This window comes from Ruegeria sp. BHSC043, assembly GCF_059612985.1.
Genome location: NZ_JBXWRS010000006.1, coordinates 165,652 through 184,479 on the forward strand (window position 1 = coordinate 165,652; position 18,828 = coordinate 184,479).

The 18,828-nt window shown below is 63.4% G+C and carries 19 protein-coding genes and 1 tRNA gene; 13 read left to right on the forward strand and 7 right to left on the reverse strand.

From position 1 onward, the window contains the following. Positions 1–204 precede the first annotated feature (204 nt). Positions 205–393 (reverse strand): hypothetical protein, encoded by a 189-nt coding sequence (locus AC2FMM_RS11840; protein ID WP_496740550.1) that lies wholly within the window; start codon positions 391–393, stop codon positions 205–207. Positions 394–467: 74 nt separating this feature from the next. On the opposite strand from AC2FMM_RS11840, the gene AC2FMM_RS11845 reads away from it, so the two are divergent. Further along, the gene (locus AC2FMM_RS11845) at positions 468–908 is read left to right on the forward strand and encodes a hypothetical protein (RefSeq protein ID WP_496678211.1); all 441 of its coding nucleotides are present in this window, start codon (positions 468–470) and stop codon (positions 906–908) included. Positions 909–916: 8 nt separating this feature from the next. Here AC2FMM_RS11845 and AC2FMM_RS11850 read toward each other — a convergent pair. The 4 genes from AC2FMM_RS11850 to pdxH all read right to left on the reverse strand — a co-directional run bounded on the left by AC2FMM_RS11850 (position 917) and on the right by pdxH (position 2,763). Beyond that, positions 917–993 (reverse strand) — tRNA-Pro (locus AC2FMM_RS11850). A 43-nt stretch (positions 994–1,036) separates the two neighbouring features. Further along, entirely contained in the window at positions 1,037–1,501 is a 465-nt protein-coding gene (locus tag AC2FMM_RS11855) for a DUF192 domain-containing protein (RefSeq protein ID WP_496796652.1), read from the reverse strand. 7 nt (positions 1,502–1,508) lie between these two features. After that, on the reverse strand, positions 1,509–2,015 hold the full coding sequence (locus tag AC2FMM_RS11860; protein ID WP_496678206.1) for a cold-shock protein: 507 nt from the start codon (positions 2,013–2,015) through the stop codon (positions 1,509–1,511). A 142-nt stretch (positions 2,016–2,157) separates the two neighbouring features. Continuing rightward, a complete protein-coding gene (gene pdxH / locus AC2FMM_RS11865; RefSeq protein WP_496678204.1) occupies positions 2,158–2,763 on the reverse strand; it encodes a pyridoxamine 5'-phosphate oxidase in 606 nt (201 codons plus the stop codon). A 135-nt stretch (positions 2,764–2,898) separates the two neighbouring features. Here pdxH and fabI point away from each other — a divergent pair, with 135 nt between their 5' ends. The 5 genes from fabI to trpE all read left to right on the forward strand — a co-directional run bounded on the left by fabI (position 2,899) and on the right by trpE (position 8,882). Further along, positions 2,899–3,705 carry an enoyl-ACP reductase FabI gene (gene fabI, locus AC2FMM_RS11870; RefSeq protein WP_496689059.1) on the forward strand — a complete coding sequence of 269 codons (807 nt, stop codon included), beginning with the start codon at positions 2,899–2,901 and terminating at the stop codon, positions 3,703–3,705. A 4-nt stretch (positions 3,706–3,709) separates the two neighbouring features. Further along, positions 3,710–4,219: a xanthine phosphoribosyltransferase gene (gene gpt, locus AC2FMM_RS11875; RefSeq protein WP_093962173.1), complete on the forward strand. Its 510-nt coding sequence runs from the start codon at positions 3,710–3,712 to the stop codon at positions 4,217–4,219. Between the two features lie 40 nt (positions 4,220–4,259). After that, complete coding sequence (locus tag AC2FMM_RS11880) at positions 4,260–5,435, forward strand: aminotransferase (RefSeq protein WP_496796653.1); 1,176 nt, start codon at positions 4,260–4,262, stop codon at positions 5,433–5,435. Between the two features lie 81 nt (positions 5,436–5,516). Then, a complete protein-coding gene (locus AC2FMM_RS11885) occupies positions 5,517–7,358 on the forward strand; it encodes a peptidyl-prolyl cis-trans isomerase (protein WP_496796654.1) in 1,842 nt (613 codons plus the stop codon). 12 nt (positions 7,359–7,370) lie between these two features. Next, positions 7,371–8,882, forward strand: a complete 1,512-nt coding sequence (gene trpE / locus AC2FMM_RS11890; RefSeq protein WP_496796655.1) for an anthranilate synthase component I — start codon at positions 7,371–7,373, stop codon at positions 8,880–8,882. Between the two features lie 53 nt (positions 8,883–8,935). Here the strand turns inward: trpE and AC2FMM_RS11895 are convergent, their stop codons facing one another. Next, on the reverse strand, positions 8,936–10,411 hold the full coding sequence (locus AC2FMM_RS11895; RefSeq protein ID WP_496678196.1) for a divergent polysaccharide deacetylase family protein: 1,476 nt from the start codon (positions 10,409–10,411) through the stop codon (positions 8,936–8,938). Between the two features lie 194 nt (positions 10,412–10,605). Here AC2FMM_RS11895 and AC2FMM_RS11900 point away from each other — a divergent pair, with 194 nt between their 5' ends. From AC2FMM_RS11900 to lexA, 6 genes are all read left to right on the forward strand, one after another. Continuing rightward, positions 10,606–11,187 carry an anthranilate synthase component II gene (locus tag AC2FMM_RS11900; protein WP_496711385.1) on the forward strand — a complete coding sequence of 194 codons (582 nt, stop codon included), beginning with the start codon at positions 10,606–10,608 and terminating at the stop codon, positions 11,185–11,187. After that, positions 11,184–12,203, forward strand: a complete 1,020-nt coding sequence (gene trpD, locus AC2FMM_RS11905; RefSeq protein WP_496796656.1) for an anthranilate phosphoribosyltransferase — start codon at positions 11,184–11,186, stop codon at positions 12,201–12,203. Before AC2FMM_RS11900 ends, trpD begins: the two co-directional genes overlap by 4 nt. Next, complete coding sequence (gene trpC, locus AC2FMM_RS11910) at positions 12,200–13,012, forward strand: indole-3-glycerol phosphate synthase TrpC (protein ID WP_496796657.1); 813 nt, start codon at positions 12,200–12,202, stop codon at positions 13,010–13,012. The genes trpD and trpC overlap by 4 nt, the downstream gene beginning before the upstream one ends. Further along, complete coding sequence (moaC, locus tag AC2FMM_RS11915) at positions 13,012–13,485, forward strand: cyclic pyranopterin monophosphate synthase MoaC (RefSeq protein ID WP_496796658.1); 474 nt, start codon at positions 13,012–13,014, stop codon at positions 13,483–13,485. The genes trpC and moaC overlap by 1 nt, the downstream gene beginning before the upstream one ends. Then, entirely contained in the window at positions 13,482–14,654 is a 1,173-nt protein-coding gene (locus tag AC2FMM_RS11920; RefSeq protein ID WP_496796659.1) for a molybdopterin molybdotransferase MoeA, read from the forward strand. Before moaC ends, AC2FMM_RS11920 begins: the two co-directional genes overlap by 4 nt. A gap of 80 nt (positions 14,655–14,734) precedes the next feature. Continuing rightward, positions 14,735–15,433 (forward strand): transcriptional repressor LexA, encoded by a 699-nt coding sequence (gene lexA, locus AC2FMM_RS11925; protein ID WP_496796660.1) that lies wholly within the window; start codon positions 14,735–14,737, stop codon positions 15,431–15,433. Here the strand turns inward: lexA and AC2FMM_RS11930 are convergent. Continuing rightward, complete coding sequence (locus tag AC2FMM_RS11930) at positions 15,427–17,463, reverse strand: ComEC/Rec2 family competence protein (protein WP_496796661.1); 2,037 nt, start codon at positions 17,461–17,463, stop codon at positions 15,427–15,429. The two genes, lexA and AC2FMM_RS11930, sit on opposite strands and share 7 nt — an antisense overlap. Positions 17,464–17,541: 78 nt before the next feature. On the opposite strand from AC2FMM_RS11930, the gene gltX reads away from it, so the two are divergent. Then, on the forward strand, positions 17,542–18,828 hold a 1,287-nt coding region (gene gltX / locus AC2FMM_RS11935), incomplete at its 3' end, for a glutamate--tRNA ligase (RefSeq protein ID WP_496796662.1).

The following is an 18,828-nucleotide window of genomic DNA, read 5'->3' on the forward strand; positions in this document are numbered from 1 at the left end:
GCGGGGTGCCGCCCGCCGTGCCTGCAAGAAACCTCTGGACGTACTGGCCCGGCACCGCCAAAGCGGCGTGAACCCGACTGAGCGGTACACGTCAGTTTGAGTTTGCTTCCGACCCTCGCCCGTTGCCCTCTGACTGGCTTTTCATACCAGATTTAGTGGCTATTGCTCCGGCCCATACAATCTGGCGTATCTTCCCATAGTTGGTCAACGGCATTTTTTGCTCGAAACGCAGAACTTTTCAGTTGACCCCACCGCGTCCAGAAGGCGCCCGCGCACCGAAACCGATTCATCCACAGGGCGATCGGTTTTTATCTGGCCCGATGCCCATTCGGTTTTTCCGCCTTTTTTCAGACCGGTTGCAGCATAATGGTCAAGCAAGCGCTTCTGCCCCATACTGAATCGGGAATCACGGATCCGGGGCCGATCGGGTTCACGAATCTCGCGCCCATGAGTTGACAGGAATCGTTGTGAAAAAAGCACTCATCGCTTTCGCCCTCGCACCGCCCTTTCTGTGGGGGTGTGCGTCGTCGCCCCCGGAACCGACCTCGCGCAGCGCCCAGTTCAGCGACTATCCTGGGCAATTGCTCGAAACATTCGAGATCAGCTGTGACGGCCCCGGCGAGCAATTCCGCAAAACGAAGTCGACACAGTTCGAATGCCTTTCGGCCCTACCACCCGACACCACCGCCTTTTTGATTCTGAATTATGACGGGTCGACCAAGGACTTGCCCAGGGGAATCCGGCGGATGTCCACCCAACGCAACCCGGCAGGCTATCGCGTAGATGCCGAATTGTTCTTCCTTGTCCCTCAGAAAGACGGCGCACCGGTCAAGGTCCCCATAGAAAGCGCGACCCTGGATCAGGAACTCACGACTCTGTACCGGTATTTCGGTGGAATGCCACTGTGAGTGAAAAGTGGTCGGGGCGGCGAGATTCGAACTCACGACCCCCTGTACCCAAAACAGGTGCGCTACCAGACTGCGCCACGCCCCGGACCGTGCGTCTTCCTAACCGCGACTTATTGATTTGAAAACCCCTAACAGGGCCAGATCGCAGGGCCGTCCGCAAAAATTTCGTGACGCAGTTGTGTGCCAAGGCCAATCCCGTATCGAGCCGCCAGCCCTGCATTGATTTCAAGAACCGCAAAGACCGCATCACCCCCGTCGATTGGGGTCAGATCACCCGGTATGGCACCGCGATGCACACGGGTGACGACGCCCTTGCGGTCGACAAAGATCATGTCGAGCGGGATCAGGGTGTTCTTCATCCAGAACGCCACCGGCTGCGGGGGGTCGAAAACGAACAGCATCCCGGACTGACGCGGCAGCGACTCTCGGAACATCAACCCACGCGCGCGGTCCTGCGGCGTGACGGCCAGTTCGACATCGAACCGCACCTGCGCCACCGCGTTGCGCAGAAAGACATGATCGGGGCGACAGCTGGCCATGGCAGCCTGCGCCCAGAAAAAGGTCAAAGCTGCCAGAACCAGAGCTCGTATCATTCCCTCATCAATTCTTCAGTGCGGATTCCCAGGCCAGGACCTGCACTGCCATCCGGCCGCGCTTGCCGTCAATGACCCGCATGGCCAGCGCCTCGCCGGGTTGCAGATCCGCAAACCCCGACCGGCGCAATACCTCGATATGCAGGAAGACGTCCTCGTCCCGGCCAAACACATTGGCAAAGCCGAACCCTTTGGCCTTGTCGAACCATTTCACGCGCGCGGCTTCCATCGGCATCTGGGCGATCTGCGCGGGATCCATCTCGGCAAAATCGGCCAGCATCGTCGAGTCGCCCCGCTCGGGCGGGTCGATACCGAGCACCTCGACCGCCTGAACGCCACGGTCGGTACGGTGGGTCATGATCTCGATCCCGGCCCCGTCCGCGATCGAACTCTGACCGAAATTCCGCAACACGTTCACATGCAACAAGATATCGGGACCACCCTCGTCGGACACGACGAAGCCGTACCCCTTGGCGGGGTCGAACCATTTTACGTGACCGCGAACGCGGTACATTGTGTTCTGGTCGTCTGACACGGTGCTTCCATCACGAATTATTGCTGCTTGTCCGAGGCTCGTAGATCCCGCAAATCGTTAACTAGTTCAAGGTTAAAAACCGCTGTCTTTTCCGAGTGTTGTATTTCACGTCGCACGGATATCACGGATTCAACCTCTGGATTGTCCAATTCTGACCGGGACTCTCACGCCGCCACTGAAACCTGTCATGCAGCCGGAACGCTCCATCAGCCCAGAATTCGATTTCCACCGGGGTCAGCCGATACCCGCCCCAGAACTCGGGGCGCGGCGGATTGGACCCCAGCCTTGCTGTGACCTTGGCAACTTCGGCCATCAAGGCCGCGCGGCTGCTCAGCGGTTCCGACTGCCGCGAGGCCCAAGCGCCCAAACGGCTTTTCAGTGACCGTGACGCATAATATTCGTCGGCCTTCGCCCCATCTTCCTTGGTGATTGTACCACGAACCCGGATCTGACGCCGCAGTGATTTCCAGTGCATCACAAAGGCGGCTTTGCCTGCCGAGTCCAGCTCTTGGGCCTTGGCGCTGTGATAGTTGGTATAGAAAACGAAGGAGTCGGCCTCGATATCTTTCAGCAACACCATCCGCGCGTTCGGCATACCATCTGGGTCCACGGTCGCCAGGGCAATCGCGTTCGGATCGTTCGGTTCCGTCTTTTCGGCCTCGGCCAACCAACGGGCCGCGATCACGAACGGATCTTCACCGGCAAAGATGCCGTTTCGCTCACTCATGTCCATCCCCTGGAACAAATTGAAGATGAGCCTAGGGCGAGAACCCGCCGCGGGCAAGGATAGATAGCCTTGATGCAGCGCAATCAATGGCCTAAACCAACGCAACGCAACGCGACGACAGGCGGAGAACCGAACATGTCAAATCAGTTGATGGCCGGCAAGCGCGGCCTCATCATGGGACTGGCCAATGACAAATCAATCGCATGGGGAATCGCCCGCGCCTTGTCCGAAGCCGGAGCCGAACTGGCTTTCTCTTATCAGGGCGATGCACTGAAAAAACGGGTCGACCCGTTGGCGGCCCAATTGGGTAGCGAGATTGTCCTGCCCTGTGACGTCAGCAACGAAGAATCGATTGACGAGCTGTTCGCGGCGCTGAAAGACAAATGGGGCAAGCTGGATTTCGTCGTCCACGCCATTGGTTTCTCGGACAAGAACGAACTTCGCGGCCGCTACGTCGACACGTCGCGCGCAAATTTCAAGCTGACGATGGACGTGTCGGTCTACTCTTTCACGGCGGTGATGCAACGCGCCGAAAAGCTGATGACGGACGGCGGCAGCGCCATCACTCTGACTTATTATGGTGCTGAGCAGGTCATGCCGCATTACAATGTCATGGGTGTGGCCAAGGCCGCGCTCGAGGCGTCGGTGAAATACTTGGCCGAGGACCTGGGCAAGGACAACATCCGCATCAACGCGATCTCGGCCGGGCCGATCAAGACCCTGGCCGCCAGCGGCATCGGCGACTTCCGCTACATCATGAAGTGGAACGAGTACAATTCGCCCCTGCGTCGCAACGTGACCATCGACGACGTGGGCAAATCGGCGCTGTATCTGCTGTCGGATCTCAGCAGCGGCGTGACCGGTGAAAACCTGCACGTGGATTCAGGTTATCACATCGTCGGCATGAAAGCCGTCGACGCGCCGGACGTGGAAAAGGGATAAGACCATGAGCGCAAAGGACCGCCTGCCCCACGAGAAAGGCTTTCACATCAGCTGGGACCAGATCCACCGCGACTCGCGCGCGCTGGCCTGGCGGCTGGACGGTCAGGGCCCCGATGACGGTGCCTGGCGCGCCGTCGTCGCGATCACGCGCGGCGGCATGGCACCGGCGATGATCGTCAGCCGCGAGCTGGACATCCGCACCGTCGATACGATCAGCGTCAAATCTTATCACCATCAGGAACGCGGCGAGGCCGAGGTGCTCAAGGCCCCCGATGCCGATTTGATGGGGGATGGTGAAGGCGTGCTGATCATCGACGACCTGGTCGACAGCGGCAAGACGCTGGAACTGGTGCGCAAGATGTACCCCAAGGCCCATTTCGCCACGGTTTATGCCAAGCCCAAGGGCCGCCCGATGGTTGACACGTATATCACCGAGGTCAGCCAGGACACCTGGATCTTCTTCCCCTGGGATATGGCCCTGCAATATGTCGAGCCCTATCGCGGCACCGACTGATCCCACTTTTCCACCACAAATCAGCAAGACCGGACACCCGATGACATTGACCCGCACCGCCGCCACCTTCGCCCCTCCGGTGATGGAGGCGCGGCGCTGGCTCGAGGGGGTCACGTTCTCGGAAGATCGCCCACTGATCAATGTCAGCCAGGCGGCGCCGGTCGATCCACCGCCGCTGGCTCTGCGGCAGGCGATGGCCGATTTTGCGGTCAATCAAGACGCGGCGCATCTCTACGGCCCCGTTCTAGGTAACCCCGATCTGCGCGCAGAACTCGCGCGTGAGATTGGTGACCACTACGGCGCCGAGGTTCGGCCGGAACAGACAGCCATCACCTCGGGCTGCAATCAGGCCTTCGCCTCAGTCATCTCGGCGATCACCGACCAAGGGGATGAGGTCATCCTGCCAACACCATGGTATTTCAACCACAAAATGTGGCTGGACATGGCCGGTGTTCGGGCGGTTGATCTGCCGACCGGGGCGGACCTGCTGCCCGATCCCGAACAGGCGCGCGCGCTGATCACCGACCGCACGCGCGCCATCGCGCTGGTCACGCCCAACAATCCGGGTGGGGTCGAATACCCGGCAGATTTGGTCCGTGCTTTCTATGATCTGGCGCAACAGCATGGCTTGCGCCTGCTGGTCGATGAAACCTATCGTGATTTCGACAGCCGCGGCGGCCCGCCGCACGCTTTGTTCCAGCAGCCCGACTGGGACCGAACGCTGGTGCATCTCTATTCCTTCTCGAAAGCCTACCGCCTGACCGGGCACCGCGTGGGCGCGATCGCCACCGGTGCGCCGCTGCTGGCCGAGGTCGAAAAATTCCTCGATACCGTCGCCATCTGCCCCGGCCAGATGGGTCAGTTCGCGGCGCTGTGGGGGATGCAGAACCTGTCTCAATGGCTGGCCGGGGAACGCGCCGAGATTCTGGATCGCCGCGCTGCAATCACCGAGAACATGCCCCGCCTGACCGACAAAGGCTGGCGGCTGTTGGGTCTGGGCGCCTATTTCGCCTATCTCGAACATCCGTTCGAGATGCCGTCGGACGAACTGGCGCGCAGATTGGTCTCCGAGGCCGGTATTCTGCTGCTGCCGGGTACGATGTTCATGCCCGATCACAACCCCGCCGGGAAACGCCAGGTGCGCATTGCTTTTGCCAATCTGGACCGTGCTGGAATCGGGCAATTGTTCGACCGCTTGCAGGCTCTGTCCTTCTGAGCTTGCCCCCCGGCATCCCGCGTCGTATTCAGGGCCGCAACACAGACGGCAGAACCCTGCCGCAAGATCCAAGAGGGCACTATGGCCGCAGGCATGAAGAACCTTTCCAAAACCTTTGTTTGGATCCTGATGGGTCTGTTGATGTTGGGGCTTGCCGGGTTCGGCGCCGTCAACCTCAGTGGCACCGTGCGCACGGTCGCGCAGGTCGGGGACGAGGTCATCACCGTCGATGCCTATGCCCGCGAGCTTCAGCGCGAAATCCGCGCGGTCGAGGCGCAGACGGGCCAGCCGTTGCAGATGTCTCAGGCCCGCGACCTGGGACTGGACCAGCGCGCCCTGTCGCGGCTGGTCGCGCTGGCCGCGCTGGACAACGAGGTGGCGCAGCTGGGCATCTCGGTCGGCGATGAAAACCTGCAAAAGGAGATCCTGCGCATTCAGGCCTTCCAAGGCGCCGACGGATCGTTCGACCGCGAGGCCTATAGGTTCCAGTTGGAACAGATCGGCATGACCGAAGCGGAATTTGAGGAAGACCTGCGCAAGGAAACCGCCCGCACCCTTGTGCAAGGCGCCATCATGAACGGCATCGAAATGCCCGCAGTTCTGACCGACACGCTGGCCGATTATGTGCTGGCGCGCCGCAGCTTTACCGTGGCCACCCTGTCGGAAGACGCGCTGGACGCACCGGCGCCCGAGCCGACCGACGCGGACATCCAGGCCTTCTATGACGCCAACACAGACCGCTTTACCCTGCCCCGCACGAAAAAGATCACCTATGCCGTTCTGTCGCCCGCGATGCTGCAGGACACGGTCGAGGTGGACGAGGACGCCCTGCGCCGCCTCTACGAGCAGCGCAAGGACCAGTATCAGCAGCCTGAGCGGCGTCTGGTCGAACGGCTGGTCTACCCGTCAGAAGCCGAGGCGACCGAAGCCAAGGCGCAGCTTGAAGTTGGCGGGGTGGATTTCGAACAGTTGGTGCGCGCGCGCGAACTGGAGCTCAGCGATGTCGATCTGGGCGATGTCACCCGCGACGATCTGGGCGAAGCGGCGGATGCCGTCTTTGCCGCCGAGGTCGGCGATGTGATCGGCCCGCTGCCGTCGGCCTTCGGCCCGGCGCTGTTCCGCGTGAACGGCACGCTGGCCGAACACAATGTCAACTTTGACGAGGCCGAACCCGAACTGCGCGAGGAACTGGCCGCCGAACGCGCCCGCCGCGTGATCGAGTCGCAGGCCGAAGAGTTCAACGACATGCTGGCCGGCGGCGCGACGCTCGAGGAACTGGTCGCCGAGACCGAGATGGAACTGGGCCAGATCGACTGGACGACCCAGAGCGACGAGGCCCTTGCCGCCTATGACGCGTTCCGCAGCGCGGCCCAAGCCGTCGGCGAGGGCGACTTCCCCGAGATCGGCTTTCTCGAGGATGGCTCGGTCTTTGCCCTGCGTCTGGACGAGGAATTGCCGCCGCGCCCCGAGCCGCTGGCACAAGCGCGCGAGCGTGTGATCGAGGCATGGAAACAGGAAGAAATCGGCAAGGCTCTGCTGGAAAAGGCCAATACGGTCGTGACCGGTCTGGCCGTTGACGGGGATTTCACCGCCACGGGCCTGCCGTTCCGGGTGGAAAACGCCCTGACCCGCACCGCTTTCCTGGATGACGTTCCCGCCGATTTCATGAACCAGGTGTTCGAGATGGAGCCCGGCGAATTGCGGGTCATTCCCGGTCAGGGTGCGGTTTTCATCGTGCGTCTCGACGAGGTTCTTCCCCCGGCGGAAACCGACGAGCAACGCCAGATGAAAGACGCGGTTGCGGCGCAGCTGAACCAGGCGCTGGCGCAGAACATCTTTGACGCCTATGTGCGCGACGCGCAGACCCGCGCCCGGCCTACGTTGGACCAACGCGCGCTGAACGCCGTTCAGGCCAATTTCTGACCGGATCGACAAATGGCTCTGACCCCCGATTTCGACAGCTTCGCCCGCGCCTATGACGTGGGTGAAAACCAAGTGGTCTATACCCGCCTGGCTGCAGATCTGGATACGCCGGTGTCGCTGATGCTCAAGCTGACCGGCGCGCAGAAAAACGCCTTTGTGCTGGAATCCGTGACCGGTGGCGAGGTGCGCGGGCGTTATTCGATCATCGGTATGAAGCCCGACCTGATCTGGCGCTGCCGGGGCGAGACATCCGAACTGAACCGCTCGGCCAGGTTCGACGAGGATGATTTTGCCGCTCAGGACGGCAACCCTATGGACAATCTGCGCGCGCTGCTGGCCGAGAGTCGCATCGCGCTGCCCGACGACTTGCCGCAGGCGGCGGCGGGGCTGTTCGGCTATCTGGGCTATGACATGGTGCGGCTGGTGGAATACCTGCCCGACGTCAACCCCGACCCGCTGGGCCTGCCTGACGCTATCCTGCTGCGGCCCTCGGTCGTGGCGGTTCTGGACGGTGTCAAGGGCGAGGTCACCATCGTCTCGCCCGCCTGGGTCACCGAGGGGCAATCGGCCAAGGCAGCCTATGCTCAGGCGGCGGAGCGGGTGATGGACGCGGTGCGCGATCTGGAACGCGCCATGCCCGCCGAGACCCGCGATCTGGGCGAGGCGCACGAGGTCGCGCCGCCGGTGTCGAATTTCACCAAGTCGGGCTATATGGAGGCGGTCGAAAAGGCCAAGGAATACATCCGTGCCGGCGACATCTTTCAGGTGGTGCCCGCTCAGCGCTGGACGCAGGATTTTCCGCTGCCGCCTTTTGCCCTGTACCGGTCGCTGCGGCGCACGAATCCGTCGCCATTCATGTTCTATTTCAATTTCGGCGGGTTCCAGGTGGTGGGCGCCAGCCCGGAAATCTTGGTGCGGGTCTTCGGCAACCAGGTGACGATCCGCCCGATCGCCGGCACCCGGCCACGCGGCGCCACCCCCGAGGAGGACAAGGCCAACGAGGCGGAGCTGCTGGCCGACCAGAAGGAATTGGCCGAGCATCTTATGCTACTGGATCTGGGCCGCAACGATGCGGGGCGTGTGTCCAAAATTGGAACCGTGCGCCCGACCGAGGAATTCATCATCGAGCGCTACAGCCACGTGATGCACATCGTGTCGAACGTGGTCGGTGAACTGGCCGAGGACAAGGACGCGCTTGACGCCTTCTTTGCCGGGATGCCCGCGGGTACGGTTTCAGGCGCGCCCAAGGTGCGTGCAATGGAGATCATCGACGAGTTGGAGCCCGAAAAGCGCGGCATCTATGGCGGCGGGGTCGGCTATTTCAGCGCCGGCGGTGACATGGACATGTGCATCGCGCTGCGCACGGCCATCGTGAAGGACAAGAAACTGTACATCCAGGCCGGCGGCGGCGTCGTCTATGACAGTGACCCCGAGGCCGAGTACATGGAGACGGTTCACAAATCCAACGCGATCAGGCGAGCTGCAGCGGATGCGGCTCGGTTCACCGGCTCGAATAACGGCTGAACGGAAAGCGGGTGGCCCCACGACCACCCATTTTTCATTCCGACAGCGCCAGCCTACTGGATCTGGCTTTTCATGACCGCCGAGATCGGCGCCAGCGCGACCCTGCTGCTGCGATCTTCGAGCCCCCACAACAGCAGGGCCGAGATCGTCTCGGGCCGCAGACGTCCCAGCATCACCACCGCTCCTTCCTGACCGGCGCGGAACGCGGCCTGGTCCAAGAACCTGCGCATCACGTCGGAGTCCTGCCGCGCCCCATCGATGTCGCGAAACACCACGCTGGAGGGAACCCCGTTGCGCGCGGCCAGTTTGAACGCCGTGTTCAACCCGTTGTCCTGCAACACCAGCCCGCGCCCGGTCCCGTCCGCAATCGCGGCCACTTGATCGGCCAGTTTGCGGTTGCCCTGGATGCCGGTCTGAACGCCTTCGAGGATCCCGACCGTTTCGGGCAACGCGTCCAGCCAGACCGACAGCGAAACCTCGGCATCCTGCGCGCTGGCCGCGGTGGGCAGGTCGGCGATGGCCAGAACCTCGAACCCCGCTTCACGATACCGCTTCATCTTGTCGGCGGCCTCGGGGTCGGACGGACTGACCGCGAATGTCAGCGGGTAGGGAAAATCCTGCAAGGCCTCTGCGCCGAATGCTCCCGCGTCGTCGATCAGGATGATCGACATCAACGGCTTGCCTTCCGGGTTTTCGAACGGCGCGGCATAGGCGTCGATGGGATCGGCGGGTGCCTTTTCAGCGACTTGAACCACGTCTTCCGCCGGGTCGTCGCGTTCGGTCAAGGGGATCACCCGCCGCCCGATGGTCGGAGAAGCCGAGGCAATCTGTTGTCCGCCGATCTGAGGCAAGGTGGCGATCCGCGCGCGCTTGCGCGGCTGGGTGTTCTCTTCGCCCTCGACGGCGATCGGGTTCGGAGCGGCAGCCTCGGGTTCAGTGACCGCGGCCTGCTGTTCCGGCAGGTCTGCGTCCGGCTCGGCGGCATCAGCCTCGGCCTCCGGGGATGCCGCGGCCTGGTCAGAGTCCGCACGCGGCGACGGCTGCGGCTCGGCAAGCGCGGTGGCTTCGGGCGGCTGAGGCGCGGCTGGCGGTGTCGGATCTACCGAAACCGGCTCGGCGCCTTGATCCTGCGTCACCGGGGCGGTCAACGGTGCAGGAGGTGCGGCCGGTGCAACGCGCGCAATCTCTACCGTCGCCGCAGCACCGGTGGTCGGCTTTTCGACCTGTCCGATCTGCCGTTTGACATCGGGGCGGGCATCGGGCTCGGCCGCGATGCCGATTGGGGCCTCCGCCTGACCTGTCGCGTCGTCCAGAGCATTCAACCCCCGCGGCGCCAATTCGACCAGATCGGCATCAGGTCCGGGCTCGGACAGATCCGTTGCCACGGCCTGCGGTGCGACGCCCTTGGCCTCGGGGGCGGTGGTCAGTAGTTCGGGCTTGCTGCCCAAGGGTGTGTTCAGAGAAAACACGGCCCCCAAAACCACGACGACAACCGCGCCGGTCACGACCCCGCCGAAAAATCCGCCCATCTCTCTTGCCTCTCGCCCTGCAATCTGCCTCGGTGAAACCGGCGCCATCTGTGCGGCGCTTGCCCGCGACCCGTCATCGGCAGCTTGTCCCCTTGACGCTGCCCTGCAAGCCTGAGCATGTATGTGCCAACACTATACCTTGGCACGCGGCTGGATCGCCAGTCCGAATTGCCCAAACACAAGACACGTGCAAAATGCTGCTGCTGATCGACAACTATGACTCGTTTACCTACAACCTCGTTCACTATCTGGGCGAGCTTGGCGCCGAAATGGTGGTGCGCCGCAACGACGCGCTGAACGTGCAGGAGGCCATGGCGATGAACCCCGCCGGCATCCTGCTCAGCCCCGGCCCCTGCGACCCGGACCAAGCCGGCATCTGCCTTGCGCTGACCCAGGCCGCGGCCGAGACCGGAACGCCGCTGATGGGCGTCTGCTTGGGCCACCAGACCATCGGGCAGGCCTTTGGCGGCAAGGTCGTGCGCTGCCACGAGATCGTGCACGGCAAGATGGGCACGATGCACCACACAGGCAAAGGGGTGTTCGCGGGCCTGCCCTCGCCTTTCGAGGCGACGCGCTATCACTCGCTGGTGGTTGACCGGGACAGCCTGCCCGATTGCCTTGAAATCACGGCCGAGCTTGAGGATGGCACGATCATGGGCCTGCAGCACAGGACGCTGCCCATCCACGGTGTGCAGTTCCACCCGGAATCGATCGCATCCGAGCATGGTCATGCCCTGCTCAAGAATTTCCTGAACGAGATGAAAGTCCCCGCATGAGCGACGCACTGAAACCGCTGATTGGGGCCGCGGCCGATCGCGCCCTGACCCGCGACGAGGCCGAACAAGCCTTTGAGATCCTGTTCGAGGGCGAAGCGACACCCAGCCAGATCGGCGGTCTGCTGATGGCCATGCGTACCCGCGGCGAAACGGTCGAGGAATACGCCGCGGCGGCGGCGGTGATGCGCGCAAAATGCAATGCGGTCAAGGCCCCGGAAGGCGCCATGGATATCGTCGGCACTGGCGGCGACGGCAAGGGCACACTGAACATTTCCACCGCCACCGCCTTCGTCGTGGCAGGGGCCGGTGTGACCGTGGCCAAGCACGGCAACCGCAATCTGAGTTCAAAATCGGGTGCGGCGGATGCACTGGGGCAAATGGGCATCAACGTGATGGTTGGCCCGCAAGTGGTTGAAAAGGCTTTGCAACAGGTCGGAATTGGGTTCATGATGGCACCCATGCATCACCCAGCCATCGCCCATGTCATGCCCACACGCCAGGAACTGGGCACCCGCACCATCTTCAACATCCTCGGGCCGCTGACCAACCCGGCCGGGGTGAAACGCCAACTGACCGGCGCCTTCAGTCGCGACCTGATCCGCCCGATGGCCGAAACGCTTGGCCTGCTGGGATCGGATCGCGCCTGGCTGGTGCATGGCTCGGACGGCACCGACGAACTGACGATCACCGGCATCAGCTGGGTCGCCGCGCTGGAAGACGGGCGCGTCAAAGAGGTCGAACTGCACCCTGAAGATGCCGGGCTGCCCGTGCATCCGTTCGAAGAGATCGTTGGCGGCACGCCTGAAGACAATGCCGCGGCCTTCCGCGCCCTGCTCGAGGGCGCACCGTCGGCCTATCGCGACGCCGTGTTGCTGAACGCGGCCGCCGCGCTGGTCGTGGCGGACGCTGCGGATGACCTGCGGGACGGCGTCGCCATGGCCGCCGAAAGCATCGACAGCGGCAAGGCCAAGGAAAAAATCGCCGCTCTGGCACGACTGACACAGGAAGCTGCATGACCGAAACCGTTCTCGACAGGATCAAGGCCTACAAGCTAGAGGAAATCGCCGCCGACAAGGCGCGCAAGCCGCTGGAGGCCGTCGAACAAGACGCCCGCGAGGCGCCTGAAATCCGCGGTTTCGCCGAGGCGCTGCAACGGGCCAGCCGCCAAGGATACGGGCTCATCGCAGAAGTCAAGAAGGCAAGCCCCTCCAAGGGCCTGATCCGCGCGGACTTCGACCCGCCCGCATTGGCGCAAGCCTATGAAGAAGGCGGCGCGGCCTGCCTGTCGGTGCTGACCGACACACCCAGCTTTCAGGGCGCGAAGGAATACCTGACCGCCGCGCGCGCCGCCTGCAGCCTGCCAGCTCTGCGCAAGGATTTCATGTACGACCCCTATCAGGTGGTCGAGGCCCGGGCATTGGGGGCGGACTGCATCCTGATCATCATGGCCTCGGTCGAAGACGCGCAGGCGGCCGAACTGGAACAGACGGCCTTTGACTGGGGCATGGATGTTTTGATCGAGGTACATGACGAGGCCGAACTGGAACGCGCGACCGCGCTGAAAAGCCCGCTGATCGGCATAAACAACCGCAATCTCAAGACCTTCGAAACCTCGCTTGATACGACGCGCCGGCTGTCCAAACTGGTCCCGGCAGACCGTACGATCGTGTGCGAAAGCGGTCTGAACACCCCCGAGGACCTGGCCGATATCGCCCGCTATGGCGCGCGGTGTTTCCTGATCGGCGAAAGCCTGATGCGCCAGCAGGACGTGGCCGCCGCAACCCGCGGCCTGTTGGCGAGCCCGCTGGTGCCGGGGGTGATGTGATGCCGCTGACCCATTTCGACAGCGACGGCCAGGCGCATATGGTCGATGTCTCGGACAAGCGCGTGACCAATCGCATCGCGGTGGCAGGCGGGTACGTCAAGATGGCCCGTGAAACCTTTGATATCATTTCGGAAGGTCGCGCTAAAAAGGGCGATGTGCTGGGGGTGGCCCGGCTGGCCGGGATCATGGGCGCCAAGAAGACCGCAGACCTGATCCCGTTGTGCCATCCGCTGCCGATCACCAAGGTCTCGGTTGACCTGTCCTTGGACCCAAAGCTGCCCGGTGTTCGGATCGAGGCCACCGTCAAGACGACCGGCCAGACCGGTGTCGAAATGGAGGCGCTGACCGCGGTATCGACCGCGGCGTTGACCGTCTATGACATGGCCAAGGCCGTGGACAAGGCGATGGAGATCGGCGGAATCCGCGTAACCTTGAAAGATGGCGGAAAATCGGGACGTTACGAAGCGTCATGATCACGGTGGACGAGGCGCGCGCTCTGGTTCTGGACCTGGCGCCGGACATGGAGACCGAACAGGTTCCGCTGGCCGAGGCGGCGGGGCGCGTCCTGGCCGCCGATGTCACTGCGAATCGTGACCAACCTCCCTTTGCGGCGTCCTCGATGGATGGCTACGCGGTCAAGGCGACCGAGGTCGAACTGCATGCCATGTTCAAAGTCATCGGCGAAGCGACCGCAGGCCAGCGTTTTGACGGAACCGTCGGCCCCGGACAGGCGGTTCGGATCTTCACTGGCGCCCCGGTACCGGATGGCGCCGATTTCATCGTCATTCAGGAAGATACGAAGCGACGTGGCGACCTTCTGACAATCACGAATGATCCGGGACCCAAAAGCAATATCCGCCCGGCGGGCGTGGATTTCCGGGTTGGGTCCGCGCTCAGCGCACCCCGGAGGCTGAACGCCAAGGATCTGGCCCTGCTGGCCGCGATGAACGTTCCTGCGGTCCCGGTAGCCCGCAAGCCCCAGATCGCACTGATCGCCACTGGGAACGAACTGGTGATGCCCGGCGACACCCCGGGGCCGGACCAGATCATCGCGTCGATCTCCTTTGGCCTCAAGGCTTTGCTGGAAGACGCGGGCGCGCATGTGCGGATGCTGCCGATCGCGCGCGACACGATCAAGTCACTCGAGACCGCGCTGAATCTGGCGCAAGGTGCGGACGTCATCGTGACGATCGGCGGCGCCTCGGTCGGCGACTACGATCTGGTCGGCGAAGCCTCGGACAAGTTGGGCCTGCGGCAATCGTTCTACAAGGTCCGCATGCGGCCCGGGAAACCGCTGATGGCCGGGCGGTTGGGCGACGCCGCGATGGTGGGGTTGCCGGGAAACCCGGTCAGCGCCATGGTCTGCGGATATGTCTTCCTGGTGCCGATGGTGCGCCGGATGCTGGGCCTGACCCCGGCCGAACCTGAGATGAAGCAGGCGCGACTGGCCAGACCCCTGCGCGCCAACGGCCCGCGCGAGCACTACATGCGCGCCTGGCTGGGCGATGAGGGGCTGAGCGCCTTCGACGATCAGGACAGTTCTCTGCTCAGCGTTCTGGCGCGATCCAACGCCTTGATCGTGCGCCCGCCCCACGACCCGGAACGCGCCAGCGGAGAATTCGTGCAATATCTGCCCATCTGACGTCAGCCACCGCCACCGTTGACACAAAAGGTGAACATGCGTAGAACAAAAGAAAACGCATGAGCGGCGAGGTTTGAGCGATGCTGACCAAGAAGCAGTTGGATTTGCTGGAATTCATCCACAAGCGGGTGCAGGCGGATGGTGTTCCGCCCAGCTTCGACGAAATGAAGACTGCGCTGGACCTGCGATCCAAATCGGGCATTCACCGCCTGATCACCGCGCTCGAGGAACGGGGCTTCATACGTCGCCTTGCCCACCGTGCCCGCGCGATCGAAATCGTCAAACTGCCGGAAAGCCTGGGTGGCGAACCCACTGTCGGCTTCAAGCCCAAAGTGATTGAAGGCGACAAGCCCGACGGCCCTCGCCCCGCCAATTTCGAGCCCGTTTCCGTGGACGCGACCGAGCTTCCCGTCATGGGGCGGATCGCGGCCGGCGTGCCAATCGAAGCCATCAGCCATGTCTCGCATCATGTGGCCGTGCCCGGAACCATGGTGTCCGGTCGCGGCGAGCACTACGCGCTCGAGGTGCGCGGAGATTCGATGATTGATGCCGGGATCAACGACGGGGATGTCGTGGTGATCCGCGAAACCTCGACCGCCGACAATGGCGATATCGTCGTCGCCCTGGTAGAGGATCAGGAAGCCACTCTGAAGCGATTCTTTCGCAAGGGAAACGCCATCGCGCTGGAAGCGGCCAACCCGGCCTATGAAACTCGCGTGCTGCCCGAGGACAAGGTCAAGGTCCAAGGGCGTCTTGTCGGCCTGATCCGCACCTACTGAATTTTATCATCGCGCGGCACAACCGCAGACCACAGCCGGTTTCCGCCGATTTTGGCGCTGCTGACTAGCTGCCCGCCCTTCAGCGCAAGGCTGCCGCTGCGCCGCAGTTCCTTGGGTCCGAAAACCGCGCATCCACCGGTCAGTTGCAGCGGTACCGGGCTGACGACGATTTGGCCCTCGCTACAGCCGGTCAACGTTTTCGCCGCGCGTTTGCCGGTGACATGCACCAATTCGGTTTCTCCGACAACAATCCGGCGTACCAGCCCGCCATCGTCGGGCCAACGCCGGGCAGCCTGTGCTTGGGCCGCGCCGTCCCCGTCATTCTCCAGCCAAACCGAGGCGATGAAGCCGCCGCCCTTTTCCTTGCTGAGCGCCCGCCCCTGATCGGTCATCACGCCGACCAGACCTCCGGTATCGGCAATCAGAACTTCGGGTCGGCTGGCCTGGTTCCACGCAAGGAACACCCACAAGGCCGGCACGGCACCCAGCCATCGCGCCGCGCCGCGCCACAACACGACCCACAGCGCCCCCAGGGCAAAGACCGGCAGCACATAGCCCGGAGGGCTGGGCACGAAACCGCGTGCCCCGTCCAACCCCGCCACCCAATCCGAAACTGTCAGGATCCAACCGAGCCCCAGACCCATCACCTGAATCCCCACGGCCTCGAACCCCAGTGGCGCCAGGATCGCTGCCGCCACCGCAGCCGGCACGACGACCGTGCCCATGACGGGGACCGACAGGACATTCGCCAACAAGCCATAATGCGAGACGCCGTTGAAATGCGCAGCCCCGATCGGAGCGGTGGCAAGACCCGCCACGGCGGACGACGCCACGAGTCCGCCGACCGCCTTCACCCATCGTGGCGCCTCTGTCAGGCGGAGCTCTCGAAAGGCTCCGAACACGGCGACCAGCGCTGTCGTTGCCGCGAAGGACATCTGAAAACCGGGGCTGAGCAGCGTTTCCGGCCGCAGCACCAATACGATCAGCGCGGCAACCGCAACTGCCCGCAGCGATATGGCGCGGCGGTCGATCAGCACCGCGCAGAACATCACGCCGACCATGACAAAGGCGCGCTCGGTCGCGACGTTGCCGCCGGACATCAACAGATAGAATGTGGCGGCCGCCAGTGCGCACACCGCCGCGACTTTGCGCACCGGAAGCCGCAGCCCAACTGGCGGGATCGCGGACAGTGCGATCCGGCAGGCCAGAAAGACGAACCCCGTCAGCAACCCCATGTGCAACCCGGAAATCGCCAGCAGATGCGCCAGGTTCGACGCCCGCAACCCTTCGAGCGTGGCACGCGACATGCCGCTTCGGTCGCCGGTCGTGACGGCGGCGGCAAAACCTCCGACATCGCCGGGCAGGATCGACTGGACATGCCGCGATATGGCCATACGCCAACCGGCGATGCGCACGCCCTCGGCACGCGGCGGCGCAACCGTCAGAACCGGCACACGCGAATAGCCGACCGCCCCGAGCCGCTGGAACCAGACATGGCGGCGAAAGTCGAACCCGCCAGGTTCGACCGCGCCTTGCGGCGGGCTCAGATGCGCGGTGGTCATGATCCGCTGGCCCGGAACCGGCGGCACATGATCCCCGTGCAGTGAAAGCCGGACGCGCCGCGGTGTCTGGTCCGGCGGTACGTCCCCGATCCGCACCTGGTCTAATGTCACCCGCAGCGCGCCCGACGCAGACCGGTCCAGCGCCACGACCCTCCCCTCGACCGGGCCATAGAAACGCCATTGCAGAACCGGCTCTGCGACCATGTGGGCGCGCGCACCGGCCAGGAGGAACCCGGCGGCGATCAACGCCCCCCCAATTGCCAACGGCGCCCAGGCTTCGCGCATCCGCCATCCCGCCCACATGGCGAGCAGAGCCAGGGCGGACAGACCGAGATACAGGCTCGGACCGGGTTCGAACCGCAGTCCGAAATACAGGCCGATGCCGATTGCCAGACAGACCGGAGACCACGCAAAAAGATGCCCACGCTGGTTCAGCAGCGCGTCTTCGACCCGTGCCAGAACACGCATGGTTGCCCCCGTCCTTGAGGCTCGTTAGACAGGCGCCAGATTACGCCCACCACGGTTACCAAAAGGTTAATCACGCCCATGTCCGAACAGGTCGTCACACGTTTCGCCCCCTCGCCCACCGGTTTCCTGCATATCGGCGGCGCCCGCACCGCGCTGTTCAACTGGCTGTATGCGCGCGGTCGCGGCGGCAAGTTCCTGCTGCGGATCGAGGACACCGACCGTGAACGCTCGACCCCCGAGGCGACCGAGGCCATCCTGAAGGGTATGGCTTGGCTGGGGCTGGACCATGACGGCGAGGTCATCAGCCAGTTCGCCCGCGCCGGCCGGCACGCCGAGGTTGCCAACCAGTTGCTGGCCGAGGGCAAGGCGTACAAGTGTTTCTCGACCCAAGAAGAAATCGCGGCATTCCGCGAACAGGCCCGGGCTGAGGGGAAATCGACCCTGTTCCGCAGCCCCTGGCGCGAGGCCGATCCCAGCACCCATCCCGACCGGCCGTTCGTGGTGCGCATCAAGGCGCCGCAAGACGGCGTTACGGTGATCCGCGACAAGGTGCAGGGGGACGTAACCATCCGCAACGACCAGTTGGACGACATGGTGCTGCTGCGCTCGGACGGGACACCGGTCTACATGCTGGCGGTGGTGGTCGATGACCATGACATGGGCGTCACCCATGTGATCCGCGGCGATGACCACCTGAACAACGCCGCGCGCCAGATGATGATATATCAGGCCATGGGCTGGGACGTTCCGGTCTGGGCGCATATCCCGCTGATTCACGGCCCCGACGGCAAGAAGCTCAGCAAGCGGCACGGCGCGCTGGGAGCGCAGGAATATCAGGCGATGGGATATCCCGCCGCCGGCATGCGCAACTATCTGGCGCGGCTGGGCTGGAGTCACGGGGACGATGAATTTTTCACCGACGAACAGGCACGGGAATGGTTCGATCTGGATGGAATCGGCAAAAGCCCGGCGCGTTTCGACCTGAAAAAGCTGGAAAACCTGTGCGGTCAGCACATCGCGATCTCGGGCGATGCTGCATTGCGGCAAGAAATTCAGGCTTATCTGGAGGCTGCGAATTTGCCGCAGCTGACCGAAGCGCAAGCGGCCGACTTGGATCGCGCGATGTATTGTCTCAAGGACCGGGCGCGCATTTTTCCGGAACTGCTTGAAAAAGCGCGGTTTGTTCTGGCCTCACGCCCGATCGACATGGATGAGAAGGCGCAAAAGGCGCTTGCTTCTGTATCCGATGGTATACTGGAGCAATTGACGCCGCACCTGCAAAGTGCTAGCTGGTCGCGTGATACGCTGGAGGAGGTTCTCAATTCGTTCGCCGAGGCGAACGGGCTGAAGTTCGGAAAGCTGGCC

Excerpts from the sequence above, each read along its gene's own strand:
- AC2FMM_RS11840 (WP_496740550.1), bottom strand. The coding sequence starts at position 393 with ATGGGGCAGAAGCGCTTGCTTGACCATTATGCTGCAACCGGTCTGAAA.
- AC2FMM_RS11855 (WP_496796652.1), bottom strand. The coding sequence starts at position 1,501 with ATGATACGAGCTCTGGTTCTGGCAGCTTTGACCTTTTTCTGGGCGCAG.
- AC2FMM_RS11860 (WP_496678206.1), bottom strand. The coding sequence starts at position 2,015 with ATGTACCGCGTTCGCGGTCACGTAAAATGGTTCGACCCCGCCAAGGGG.
- pdxH (WP_496678204.1), bottom strand. The coding sequence starts at position 2,763 with ATGAGTGAGCGAAACGGCATCTTTGCCGGTGAAGATCCGTTCGTGATC.
- fabI (WP_496689059.1), top strand. The coding sequence starts at position 2,899 with ATGTCAAATCAGTTGATGGCCGGCAAGCGCGGCCTCATCATGGGACTG.
- gpt (WP_093962173.1), top strand. The coding sequence starts at position 3,710 with ATGAGCGCAAAGGACCGCCTGCCCCACGAGAAAGGCTTTCACATCAGC.
- AC2FMM_RS11880 (WP_496796653.1), top strand. The coding sequence starts at position 4,260 with ATGACATTGACCCGCACCGCCGCCACCTTCGCCCCTCCGGTGATGGAG.
- AC2FMM_RS11885 (WP_496796654.1), top strand. The coding sequence starts at position 5,517 with ATGGCCGCAGGCATGAAGAACCTTTCCAAAACCTTTGTTTGGATCCTG.
- trpE (WP_496796655.1), top strand. The coding sequence starts at position 7,371 with ATGGCTCTGACCCCCGATTTCGACAGCTTCGCCCGCGCCTATGACGTG.
- AC2FMM_RS11895 (WP_496678196.1), bottom strand. The coding sequence starts at position 10,411 with ATGGGCGGATTTTTCGGCGGGGTCGTGACCGGCGCGGTTGTCGTCGTG.
- AC2FMM_RS11900 (WP_496711385.1), top strand. The coding sequence starts at position 10,606 with ATGCTGCTGCTGATCGACAACTATGACTCGTTTACCTACAACCTCGTT.
- trpD (WP_496796656.1), top strand. The coding sequence starts at position 11,184 with ATGAGCGACGCACTGAAACCGCTGATTGGGGCCGCGGCCGATCGCGCC.
- trpC (WP_496796657.1), top strand. The coding sequence starts at position 12,200 with ATGACCGAAACCGTTCTCGACAGGATCAAGGCCTACAAGCTAGAGGAA.
- moaC (WP_496796658.1), top strand. The coding sequence starts at position 13,012 with ATGCCGCTGACCCATTTCGACAGCGACGGCCAGGCGCATATGGTCGAT.
- AC2FMM_RS11920 (WP_496796659.1), top strand. The coding sequence starts at position 13,482 with ATGATCACGGTGGACGAGGCGCGCGCTCTGGTTCTGGACCTGGCGCCG.
- lexA (WP_496796660.1), top strand. The coding sequence starts at position 14,735 with ATGCTGACCAAGAAGCAGTTGGATTTGCTGGAATTCATCCACAAGCGG.
- AC2FMM_RS11930 (WP_496796661.1), bottom strand. The coding sequence starts at position 17,463 with ATGCGTGTTCTGGCACGGGTCGAAGACGCGCTGCTGAACCAGCGTGGG.